Here is a 10,847-nt window from a genome sequence, read left to right as displayed (position 1 = left end):
CGACCTTTCCAACGCGCATCGCCCGTGCAGCCGATGCTCGACTTTCCGACTTTGAGGTAGCTGAAATGTTCGAAGAAAATACCGGTGTCATGGCAACGCTTCCTGCCCCGACCGTTGATGGTGCAGTCGATGGCACGCTGGATCCGCAAGCGCTGGAGCCGCGGACTGCCGTGCGCGTGCGCGCCTATCCCGGAATGAAAACCAGTGATGTGATTGACCTGTTTCTGAAGCCCGCAGGAGGTGCGACAAGGCTGGTCGACAAAATCAAGATCAGGGCCAACCAAGGTGAAACGGCGCCGGTTTTTCGTATCGATTCGAGCCTCTTCGCGCAATACCTGAGCAATTTTATCGAATTGAATTACGAGGTGTCGTTCGGCACTCAGCGATTGCACACCTCGCAAACGCTGCGCCTTGAAATCAAGGCAGGCTTTGAAGTTGGGCAAACGCTGGATCTGAGTTCGTTCAATTACGTGCTCGTCACTGGTAAGCCTCCGAACAATCCACCTGCGTTCAGCCGCATCACTCGCGAAGCGACGTGGGGAGTGGCGCCTTACGAGTACAGCAGCAGCGATTCCACGGTAGCGGTGGTTGATCAGCAGGCAGAAGTGACTGTCGCCGGTAATGGAACGTGCCTGATCAGTGCCACGGACAGCGCCGGCGAAACGCAGAAGTATCAACTGACAATCAGCGGCATCGGCCAATTGAGTTTTCTCACTGCCACCGCCACCTGGGCGGGTATGCGCAATGCCTGCTCGATCGCCGAATTGCAGCCAGCGACACTGGCGCAAATGCGTCAGCTACTGAAGGTCTACGACAGCCATGCCGGGTCACTGACTGATTACCTCGGACGCTCGCCGTACCCGTTCTGGACCGACGATCTCAACGGCGCCAACACCGCGTGGATCGTGGATCTGGACAAACCGGCAGGCCTCCCTCTGGATCCAAATCCCACTTCGGCTGACCTGAGCGAGGAGCATCAGGTGCTGGGTGTTTCGATGAGTTGAGTCTGCGCGTGACGTAGCACCGGGAGAGATTCCATGAACGTACATCGTTTGCTGGTCAACAGCACGCTATCGCTCTGCCTGTTATCTGGCGGATTCGCTTGGGCGGTCACTGGCCCGGAGGTCGCGCACGTCCTGAACAGCCGTTACGCGATCGATCAGCAACTGTGTCCGGGCAACACCCACCCTTACCATTGCAGTGGAGTGCTGGTGCGCGGTTCGCAGGTCAGTGCCGGGCGCCCCTTCTGGATGCTCAGCACGGAGGCGACGGGGGCGGGTTTTGAACGATTTGCCTACCTGCGCAAAGACATTTCCCGCGATCCTGCGCTGTTGCAGAACGGCTATGTGTTCGCCGATATTTTCACCGCACTGGGTTTGGGTAAAACCTTGGATGTTTTGCATCCCGAGCCGCGCGCTGAAGCGCAGGTCAAGAACTGGAATGATCAGTCGCCTCAGGAGATACCCGTCCAGGGATTGTTTTACGACCGCAACTGGCCGACGGGACTACTGGCCGCGCAGCGTGATCAGCGCGACTACTTTCAGGCGACCGGGGTGTGGTTGCCGGTTTTGCGCCTGGATTTGCGCGATGCCGCGCAACAGGTGTTCGGCTTCAATCAACAGGACCAATTGTACGCCGGCTATCAGGTAGCCGCACGGCTGAATGCACGGTTTCGGGATACCGCCGTGGCCTGTCGTGACGGCAGCGCAGCGTTTCACTGCAATGGTGTGTTGCTCCGCGGCACGGCGGCGTCGACGCAGTTTCATGCGTGGAATCCCAGCCCCAATTCGGTGGGGCGTAACGGGGTGTCGTTCTCCTGGGCCCGAACCGACGTGGGGATGGTGCAAATCGCCGGTAGTCAAGGGCTGATCTTCAAGGAAGCCGCAGCGCCGGCGCCTTACAACGCAGCCTGGCGCTGCGTTTATCCGACCAACGCGGGTACCAGCGGCATCCCCAACAGTTGCCGCACCCACTGCGATGCCCTCGGCGTGACCACGGTGGCCGCATATCGAGCGCAGGGCGGCACATGTTCGTTCAACGTTACGCCGACACAGGTGCAGCTGAGCATTGATGTACGCAATCGCAATCCGGCATGGAACGAAGTGATCATCGCTGCGTGGCCGCAAAACATTCCCCAGCAGTTGCCCCTCGAAGCGATCTTTGTCGTGGCCGGCAGTGCCGGGCTCAAAGATGCCCAGTTCATCCAGCGTGATTTTTATCAACAGACGGCACGCACGCTGCCCGTGGTTCGGATTGCGCTCAATGCGGCCAACGGTGCGCCGTTTGTCTATGAACCCGCGGATCAGGGCGTTCAGTAATTTGTCGGTAAGTGCAGTTCAGGGAGGAATTGTCGTGGGTATAAGAAAGAGAATGGTTGCTTTCCTGGCTTGGTGTTCATTGAGCTTTCTTACCATGCCGATTGCTCTGGCGCTCACCGGACCGGATATAGCTCAAGTGCTCAATGCGCGATTTCGACTGACGGAGGCTGCCTGTCCGGGTGGAACTGCAGTGTATTTGTGCAGTGGCCTGCTGGTGCGGCGCTCACAGAATCCAGCTAACGTGGCGTTCTGGAAATTAAGCCCTGAAGCCGTGTCAGCCGGGTACGAGCGGTTTGATTACTGGCGACTTGATCGCGAGCCGGTTGATGTAAGTGCTCCCAACGGATTTGTGCTGACGGACATTTTGACCGCCATCGGAATCGGCAAAACACTGGAGGTCAACGCTGCGACTGGCGATGCTCAGGCGTTGGTCAAAAACTGGGACGACACGGCGCCGCTGCGCATTCCGTTGCAGGCATTGTTCTATAACCTTGCGGTAGGCGGCTCGCTGCACGCCGCGCAAAGAGACCAGTTGGTTTACTTCCAGGCCACGGGCGAGTGGCTGCCGATCTTGCGACTGCAACGTGATGAGGCCCAGCAGAGCCTTTTCGGCTTCAGCATGGCGGATCAGTTGTATGTCGGCTATCAGGTGGCCGCAAAACTCAACGCCAGGTATGCCGATACCTCCCCGACCTGTCGCGATGGACGGGCGGCGTTTTATTGCAACGGTGTGCTGGTTCGCACCACAGATCAGTCCACGGCGTTCCATTCTTGGAATCCCAGCCCCGGTTCGGTGCGCGGCAATGGCGCCTCGTTCAGCTATTTGAGAGCGGATGCGGGTGTCAGTCGTTTTTACAAATCGCAGGGTTTTGTGATTCGTGAGCAAGCCGCTCCTGCTGGTAATCCGATGAGCTTACGGTGCGCCTACCCCTACGATGCAGGCACTGGTGGGAGCGCGGACGTGTGCAGAACACATGGCGGCCTGTGCAGCGAGTTGGGTGTCAACAGCGTTGAAGTCTGGCTCGCGCGGTATGGCGCTCGCGTGAATGCATCGTGTGCTTTCGACGTTGACCCGCAACAGTTTCAGCTCAGCATTGACGTACGCAAGACCCGTGGTGACTTCTACGGCTGGAACGAATTCATGGTCGCAGCGTGGCCGCAGAACAATCCTGCGCAGTTGCCCATTGAAGCTTTTTTCTACAACGCGCAGGCCTTGGTACCCAGCAACGGATTGCCAGGTGCTCAATACGACCAGAGAGACTATTTTAAGGTCACAGGTCGTTCCATTCCGATCCTTCGCGCCACGCTAGGCACAGCAAGTCCGGTATTTGTTTTCAACCCCTCTGAGCAGGGTCTTTAACCGTTCCATCATGGATGCGCCGCCGCCAACAGCTCTTTGGTGTAGGGATGTTGCGGGTTGTCAAACACGTCGTGACTGGCACCACGCTCTACCACTTGGCCGTCCTTGATGACGATCATGTCGTGTGCCAACGCGCGCACCACCGCCAGATCATGGCTGATAAACAGGTAGGTCAAACCGTATTTTTCCTGCAAATCACGGAGCAGGGCGACCACTTGTTTCTGCACAGTGCGGTCGAGCGCGGAGGTCGGTTCATCGAGCAGGATCAGTGCGGGTTTGAGCACCAGAGCCCGGGCGATGGCGATGCGTTGGCGCTGGCCGCCGGAAAATTCATGCGGGTAGCGATGGCGGCTTTCCGGGTCGAGACCGACTTCCTTGAGCACGCGGATCACTTGCTCATCGCACTCATTGGCCGTCGACTCGCAGTGCACTTCCAGGCCTTCGCTGATGATCTGTGCCACCGACATGCGCGGGCTGAGGCTGCCGAACGGATCCTGAAACACCACCTGCATCTGCCGCCGCCACGGGCGCAGTTGCTTCTGACTGAGGCCGTCCAGCGCTTCGCCCTGAAAGCGAATGCTGCCTTCAGAGTCGAGCAGACGCAGAATCGCCTGACCCAGCGTCGACTTGCCCGACCCGGACTCGCCAACAATGCCCAGAGTCTTGCCGCGCTGAATGTTCAGACTGATGCCATCGACTGCGCGCAGAAACTGCTTGCGCCTGAACAACCCGCCGCTGACCTGGAAATCGACGCGCAGGTCAGCGACCTCCAGCACATTTTCACGTTCGTCACGGGGCAGGGCTTCACCTTCCGGCTCTGCGTTCAACAGCACGCAGCTGTAAGGGTGTTTGGGTTCGGTAAACAGGGTTTCGCAGGGCGCCTGCTCGACGATCTCGCCAGCCTTCATCACGCACACCCGCTGCGCGATGCTTCGCACCAGATTGAGATCGTGACTGATCAGCAGCAGCGACATGCCGAGCCGCTGTTGCAGGGACTTGAGCAGCAAGAGAATCTTGCGCTGCACCGTGACATCCAGCGCCGTGGTCGGCTCATCAGCGATCAACAACTCCGGTTCGCAGGCCAGGGCCATGGCGATCATCACCCGTTGCCGTTGCCCGCCAGAGAGTTGATGCGGATAGGCTTTCAAACGCTCCTTGGGTTTTTGAATGCCGACCAGTCCGAGTAGTTCGAGAATGCGCTGCTGCGCTTGCTTGCCGCCGAGGCCACGGTGCAGCAACAGGGTTTCGCCAATCTGCTTTTCGATGGTGTGCAACGGATTGAGCGAAGTCATCGGCTCCTGAAAGATCATGGCGATGCGATTGCCGCGCAGTTCTCGCAAGACCTTCGGATCAGCACCGAGCAATTCTTGCCCGCGATAGCGGATGCTGCCACGGGTTTGCGCCTCGCTCTCAGGCAGCAGTTGCAGGATCGAATGCGCGGTCACCGATTTCCCCGAACCCGATTCGCCCACCAGTGCCAGGCACTCACCGGGGCGGATATCCAGGCACAGGTCACGCACCACGGTCTGGCCATGGAAGGCGACATTGAGGTTGCGGATTTCAATCAGGTTTTCTGTCATGGTCACGCTTCAGGATCGAGGGTCAAAAGCGTCACGTAACGCTTCGCCGATGAATACCAATAACGAAAGGATCAACGCCAGGGTAAAGAACGCGGTCAACCCGAGCCACGGCGCTTGCAGGTTCTGCTTGCCCTGACCGATCAGTTCGCCCAGCGAGGCACTGCCGGCCGGCATGCCGAAGCCGAGGAAATCCAGCGCGGTCAGCGTTGAAATCGCCCCGGTCAGAATGAACGGCAGGTAGCTGAGCGTCGCGTTCATTGCGTTGGGCAGAATGTGCCGGAAGATCACCTTGCGGTCAGTCAGGCCCAGGGCGCGTGCGGCTTTGACGTATTCCAGATTGCGCCCGCGCAGGAACTCGGCGCGCACCACGTCCACCAGCGCCAACCAGGAAAACAGCGCCATGATCCCCAGCAGCCACCAGAAATTCGGCTCGACGAACCCGGAGAGGATGATCAGCAGATACAACACCGGCAGCCCCGACCAGACTTCCAGCACGCGCTGTCCGAGCAGGTCGACCCAGCCACCGTAATACCCCTGCAATGCGCCGGCGGCGATGCCGATCAGCGCGCTGACGAAAGTCAGCATCAAGGCAAACAGAATCGATACCCGAGCACCAAAGATGACCCGCGCCAGCACATCGCGCGCCTGATCGTCGGTGCCAAGCCAATTGACCGAAGTCGGCGGACTCGGCGCCGGTTTGTTCAGGTCATAGTTGGGCGTGTCGTCGCTGAACGGAATCGGCGGGAACAGCAACCAGCCGCCGTCCTTGCGAATCAGATTCTGCACGTACTCGCTGCGGTAATCGGCCTGGAACGGCAGTTGCCCGCCGAACTCCTGTTCGGTATGGCGCTTGAACACCGGGAAGTACCATTGGCCCTGATAACTGACCATCAACGGTTTGTCGTTGGCGATCAATTCGCCACCCAGCGTCAGCAGGAACAGGCCGATGAACAGCCACAGCGACCACCAGCCACGACGGTTTTTCTTGAAGCGTTCGAAACGGCGACGACCCAAAGGCGAGAGCTTGAACATCAGGCATTCCTCGCGGCAAAGTCGATACGCGGGTCGACCAGGGTGTAGCAGAGGTCGCCGATCAGTTTTATCAGCAGGCCGAACAGGGTGAAGATGAACAGCGAACCGAACACCACTGGATAGTCCCGCGATACCGCTGCTTCGTAACTCATGCGCCCAAGGCCATCGAGGGAGAAGATCACTTCGATCAGCAGCGAGCCGGCGAAGAACACACTGATGAACGCCTGTGGTATCCCCGAAACCACCAACAGCATCGCGTTGCGAAACACGTGTCCGTACAGCACGCGGCGTTCGCTCAAGCCTTTGGCGCGGGCTGTTACTACGTACTGTCGGGTGATTTCATTGAGGAACGAGTTTTTTGTAAGGATCGTCAGAGTCGCGAATCCACCGATCACCAGCGCGGTGACCGGCAGCACCAGATGCCAGAAGTAATCGGCGATCTTTCCCAGCGTCGATAGCGATTCGAAGTTGTCCGAAACCAGTCCGCGCACCGGAAACCAGTTCAACGAAGTACCGCCGGCGAATACCACGATCAGGAACATCGCGAACAGAAACGCCGGCATGGCGTAACCGATGATGATCGCCGTGCTGCTCCAGATGTCGAAATGGCTGCCGTGGTGCACAGCCTTGCGGATGCCCAGCGGGATCGACACCAGATAGGTGATCAGCGTCGCCCACAATCCGAGCGAAATGGTCACCGGCATCTTTTCCAGAATCAGGTCGGTGACTGTTGCACCACGGAAGAAGCTCTTGCCGAAGTCCAATTGCGCGTAATTCTTCAGCATCAGCCACAGGCGCTCGTGGGCCGGTTTGTCGAAGCCGTACTGTTTTTCAATGTCCTTGATCAATTGCGGATCGAGGCCACGGCTGGCGCGCGAAGCGTTGCTCGATGTCTCGCCGGCTCCGCCGCCGACACTGGCGCCGCCAATGCCTTGCAGATGGGCGATGGCTTGTTCCACTGGTCCGCCGGGCGCGGCTTGGATGATGACGAAATTGACCAGCAGGATGATCACGAGCGTCGGAATGATCAGCAGCAGGCGCCGCAGTATGTAACCCCACATCAGTGCGGCCCTCCGGGTCTGCCGCGACTGATTTTCTCGGCGGTCATCTGCTGATTGGTCAGTGGCGTGCGGCTGATTTCCCACCAGCTCTCGATGGCTTCGTCATTGCTCGCCTGCACCGTGGGAATGCCGAAGCGGTTCCACCACACGGTCGAGGTGCCCGGCGGGTAATAGTTGGGAATCCAGTAGTAATTCCATTGCAGCACCCGGTCCAGCGCATGGGCGTAATGCAGCATGTCCGACTGAGTAGAGGCGCGGATCAGGCCGTTGATCAAGGTGTCGACCGCCGGGTTTTTCAACACCATGTAATTGTTCGCGCCGGGATCGTTGGCCGCTGCCGAGCCGAAATAGTTGAGCAACTCACCGCCCGGAGAAGTGGTAACGGGGTAGCCGGTGACGATCATGTCGTAGTCGCGACTCATCAGGCGATTGACGTATTGCGAGGCGTCGATACGACGGATATTCAGCTCGATGCCGATCTGCTTCAGCGTGCGCTTGTAGGGCAACAGCAGGCGGTCCATGCCGTTCTGGCTGACCAGAAAAGTGAAGCTCAGCGGCTCGCCGGCGCCGTTGACCAGTTGATCGCCATCCGGTTTCCAGCCGGCCTGCTCGAGCAGTTGCAGGGCTTGCAACTGCTTGTCACGGATGATGCCGCTGCCGTCGGTCTTCGGCGCCTCGAAGACTTTAGTAAACACTTCTTCGGGAATCTGATCGCGCAGTGGTTCAAGGATTTTCAGTTCCTGTGCGTCGGGCAACTGTCGGGCGGCGAGATCGGTGTTGGAAAAGTAGCTCTGCTGGCGGATATAGACGTTGCGCATCATCTGCCGGTTGCTCCATTCGAAGTCCCAGAGCATCGCCAGTGCCTGGCGTACCTGGCGGTCCTGGAACATCGGCTTTTGCAGATTGAACACGAAACCCTGGGCCGATTGCGGCGCTTCAGTGGCGAGGTGGGCCTTCTGCAAACGGCCATCGCTGAGGGCGGGACTGTCGTAGCCGATCGAATAGCCGGTCGCGGAAAACTCGCGGTTGTAGTCATAGGCACCGCCACGCAGCACCTGACGGGCGACATCGGTGTCGCCGAAGTACTCGATACTGAAATGGTCGAAGTTGTACAGGCCGCGACTGACCGGCAGGTCCTTGCCCCACCAGTCGCCATTGCGTTCGAAAGTGATGCTGCGCCCGGAGTCGACCTTGCCGACCCGGTACGGCCCGCTGCCCAGCGGCGGCTCATAACCACCGCCGCCGGCGAAATCGCGACTCTTCCACCAGTGTTCGGGGAACACCGGCAGGGTCGCGATATCCAGGGGCAGGGTGCGGTTTTCGTTACTTTTGAAATCGAAGCGCACGGTCAGTGGTGCCTCGATTTCGACGCCTTTGACGTCGGCAAACTGGGTGCGATAACGCAGGCTGCCCTGGGTCATCAGCAGGTTGTAGGTGTAGCGAACGTCTTCGGCGGTAATCGGTTTGCCATCGGCAAAGCGCGCCTTCGGGTTGATGAAAAAGCGCAGCGACAGACCGTCTTCAGAGCGTTCCATTTTCTCCGCCACCAGACCATACACCGTGTAGGGCTCATCCAGCGAGCGCTGGGCCAGTGGCGAATACAGCAGGCCGTCGATCTGCGTCACGCCGATGCCTTTGTCTATATAGGGCAGCAGATGATCGAAGTGGCCGATTTCGATTGCCGAGCGCCGCATCGTCCCACCCTTCGGCGCCTGCGGATTGGTGTAGTCGAAATGGCCGAAGCCGGCGGGGTATTTGGCCGGTTCGCCGTAAACGGTCAGTGCGTGTTGCGGGGCAGCGGTCGCACCGGCGGCACCCGTGAGCAGGGCGAGGGCGGTGAGCATCAGTGTGGGAAAAACCAGTCGCATCGTCAGCCTTGGAACGCAAAATCGATAAGCGCAAGTTGTACGCGAGCGGCGCGCCACTCGCCAGCCGTATATGTAACCGAAACACAACGGCCCACCAAAGGGTGGGCCGTTGTCAGCAACAGAACGACGAATCAGTCCTGACGGCTGGTGACTTCCAGCAGGTGGTAACCGAACTGGGTCTTCACCGGGCCTTGCACGACGTTGATCGGCGCGCTGAACACCACGGTGTCGAATTCCTTGACCATCTGGCCAGGACCGAACGAACCCAGGTCACCGCCCTGACGGCTGGATGGGCAGCTGGAGTTGGCTTTGGCGACTTCAGCAAAATCGGCGCCGGCTTCGATCTGAGCCTTGAGTTCGTTGCACTTGTCTTCGCTGGAAACCAGGATGTGGCGGGCAGTGGCTTTGGCCATGGGGAATTCTCCGAACTGTTTCAATAAAAGGTGGAGCGTACCGGAATCAGTCGGTGAATTCTCGGCAAAGTTCCATTCTGATTCCCTGACTCTACTCAAAGATCCGCCGCACGCAGGCGCCGGGCATGCTCGACGTACAGCTCGATAGGGTCCGGCGAAGACGCGGTTACGCCCGGGCTGCGCCGCAAGCTCGCCAGGTGATCCATTGGATAATCAGAGCGTATCACTTGGCCGAGATGGCTACTGAAGCGTCCGACGAAGCCGTCATTCTGCTGGGGTTCGGTGGTGAAATACTGCGACAGGACGCGGCAGGTTGCTTGAACCGGATCCAGCGCCGGCAGCCTGGATTGCGCAACAACCCCGCTCCACGAGTAGTAACGCACGCCGTTGACTTGCTCCGGGCCGTGACCGCCCCAGGCGTGTGGCAGGCCTTGTGGGAATTTGTCATTGAATTGACCGACGCCGACGGTGGTCAGTGCGTTGAGTGCGGCCACTGCATTCTGTGGCAGTGCCACGCTGCCACTGAGCAGCGACAACAAATCGGCAAATTGCGTCGCCACGTTTTGTGCAACGACCTCCGGCAGCTTGCCCGGGACCAGTGCCTTGCGCAGGAAGTCGGCGAGCTCCGAACCATGGTTCGGACCACTGACGGAGGTGACTGAAGCGACGACGTTTGGTGCAAGCGCTGCCGCATAGCGTGCAGCGAGTGCACCTTGACTGTGTCCTATAAGGTTGACTTTCTTCGCGCCTGTGCCTCGCAGCACGCAGGCCATCTGTGACAGCAATTGCTCACCCCGCATTTCATTGTCATGGGTGGCCGAAAGGTGTGGAACAAACAATCGACAGCCAGCTGCTTTCAGCGCGGATTTGACGTCATGGAACAGCTCGAAATGACCGATACGCTCGAACCCGAACAGACCGTGGACCAACAGGATGGGATAACGAGTTGTAGCATTCCGTTGCATGTTCTTACCTTTTTCGTAGAAGTTCATCGGGAAATCACCGAGCCACTCTAAAACACCCCTGTCGCTGAGGAAGTACGAAGAGGCTTCGCGTTGTGTTTGAAAATGGACTACGAGGCGTACGAAATTTCGGAGAGCTGTGAAATCCGAATCGGAAGTTCAGTGGGTCGTTTGTCGGCATAACAGCGCGAACGCCCCGGTTGCCTACCTTGCGAGTAGCGCTTGCGCCGTCGTTGCGGTGTATTCGGCTGAC

The 10,847-nt window shown here is 58.9% G+C and carries 9 protein-coding genes; 3 read left to right on the top strand and 6 right to left on the bottom strand.

Translation table 11 applies throughout. From position 1 onward, the window contains the following. Nucleotides 1-65: 65 nt before the first annotated feature. The 3 genes from JWU58_RS14980 to JWU58_RS14970 all read left to right on the top strand — a co-directional run bounded on the left by JWU58_RS14980 (nt 66) and on the right by JWU58_RS14970 (nt 3,678). The gene (locus JWU58_RS14980; RefSeq protein ID WP_206420408.1) at nt 66-1,004 is read left to right on the top strand and encodes a hypothetical protein; all 939 of its coding nucleotides are present in this window, start codon (nt 66-68) and stop codon (nt 1,002-1,004) included. Nucleotides 1,005-1,037: 33 nt separating this feature from the next. Beyond that, nucleotides 1,038-2,318, top strand: coding sequence for a hypothetical protein (locus JWU58_RS14975; protein WP_206420407.1), 1,281 nt, complete (start codon nt 1,038-1,040; stop codon nt 2,316-2,318). A gap of 94 nt (nt 2,319-2,412) precedes the next feature. Then, nucleotides 2,413-3,678 carry a hypothetical protein gene (locus tag JWU58_RS14970; RefSeq protein WP_206420405.1) on the top strand — a complete coding sequence of 422 codons (1,266 nt, stop codon included), beginning with the start codon at nt 2,413-2,415 and terminating at the stop codon, nt 3,676-3,678. Between the two features lie 8 nt (nt 3,679-3,686). On the opposite strand, the gene JWU58_RS14965 is transcribed toward JWU58_RS14970, so the two are convergent. From JWU58_RS14965 to JWU58_RS14940, 6 genes are all read right to left on the bottom strand, one after another. Beyond that, nucleotides 3,687-5,258: an ABC transporter ATP-binding protein gene (locus JWU58_RS14965; RefSeq protein ID WP_206420404.1), complete on the bottom strand. Its 1,572-nt coding sequence runs from the start codon at nt 5,256-5,258 to the stop codon at nt 3,687-3,689. A gap of 9 nt (nt 5,259-5,267) precedes the next feature. Beyond that, nucleotides 5,268-6,290, bottom strand: a complete 1,023-nt coding sequence (locus JWU58_RS14960; RefSeq protein ID WP_024012756.1) for an ABC transporter permease — start codon at nt 6,288-6,290, stop codon at nt 5,268-5,270. Beyond that, nucleotides 6,290-7,351 carry a microcin C ABC transporter permease YejB gene (locus JWU58_RS14955; RefSeq protein WP_071172270.1) on the bottom strand — a complete coding sequence of 354 codons (1,062 nt, stop codon included), beginning with the start codon at nt 7,349-7,351 and terminating at the stop codon, nt 6,290-6,292. Before JWU58_RS14955 ends, JWU58_RS14960 begins: the two co-directional genes overlap by 1 nt. Beyond that, nucleotides 7,351-9,219 carry an extracellular solute-binding protein gene (locus JWU58_RS14950; RefSeq protein WP_123442623.1) on the bottom strand — a complete coding sequence of 623 codons (1,869 nt, stop codon included), beginning with the start codon at nt 9,217-9,219 and terminating at the stop codon, nt 7,351-7,353. Before JWU58_RS14950 ends, JWU58_RS14955 begins: the two co-directional genes overlap by 1 nt. Nucleotides 9,220-9,350: 131 nt before the next feature. Beyond that, nucleotides 9,351-9,632, bottom strand: coding sequence for a peptidylprolyl isomerase (locus tag JWU58_RS14945; protein WP_016774509.1), 282 nt, complete (start codon nt 9,630-9,632; stop codon nt 9,351-9,353). 95 nt (nt 9,633-9,727) lie between these two features. Next, on the bottom strand, nt 9,728-10,597 hold the full coding sequence (locus JWU58_RS14940; RefSeq protein WP_123442786.1) for an esterase/lipase family protein: 870 nt from the start codon (nt 10,595-10,597) through the stop codon (nt 9,728-9,730). Nucleotides 10,598-10,847 lie beyond the last annotated feature (250 nt).

The organism is Pseudomonas atacamensis, assembly GCF_017167965.1.
GTDB lineage: Bacteria > Pseudomonadota > Gammaproteobacteria > Pseudomonadales > Pseudomonadaceae > Aquipseudomonas > Aquipseudomonas atacamensis.
The sequence above is the reverse complement of the archived record's forward strand: the minus strand, read 5'-3'. Positions and strand labels throughout refer to the sequence as shown.

What these genes read in the sequence shown, in the direction of transcription:
- JWU58_RS14980 (WP_206420408.1), top strand. Translation starts at nt 66, where the DNA reads ATGTTCGAAGAAAATACCGGTGTCATGGCAACGCTTCCTGCCCCGACC.
- JWU58_RS14975 (WP_206420407.1), top strand. Translation starts at nt 1,038, where the DNA reads ATGAACGTACATCGTTTGCTGGTCAACAGCACGCTATCGCTCTGCCTG.
- JWU58_RS14970 (WP_206420405.1), top strand. Translation starts at nt 2,413, where the DNA reads ATGCCGATTGCTCTGGCGCTCACCGGACCGGATATAGCTCAAGTGCTC.
- JWU58_RS14965 (WP_206420404.1), bottom strand. Translation starts at nt 5,258, where the DNA reads ATGACAGAAAACCTGATTGAAATCCGCAACCTCAATGTCGCCTTCCAT.
- JWU58_RS14960 (WP_024012756.1), bottom strand. Translation starts at nt 6,290, where the DNA reads ATGTTCAAGCTCTCGCCTTTGGGTCGTCGCCGTTTCGAACGCTTCAAG.
- JWU58_RS14955 (WP_071172270.1), bottom strand. Translation starts at nt 7,351, where the DNA reads ATGTGGGGTTACATACTGCGGCGCCTGCTGCTGATCATTCCGACGCTC.
- JWU58_RS14950 (WP_123442623.1), bottom strand. Translation starts at nt 9,219, where the DNA reads ATGCGACTGGTTTTTCCCACACTGATGCTCACCGCCCTCGCCCTGCTC.
- JWU58_RS14945 (WP_016774509.1), bottom strand. Translation starts at nt 9,632, where the DNA reads ATGGCCAAAGCCACTGCCCGCCACATCCTGGTTTCCAGCGAAGACAAG.
- JWU58_RS14940 (WP_123442786.1), bottom strand. Translation starts at nt 10,597, where the DNA reads ATGCAACGGAATGCTACAACTCGTTATCCCATCCTGTTGGTCCACGGT.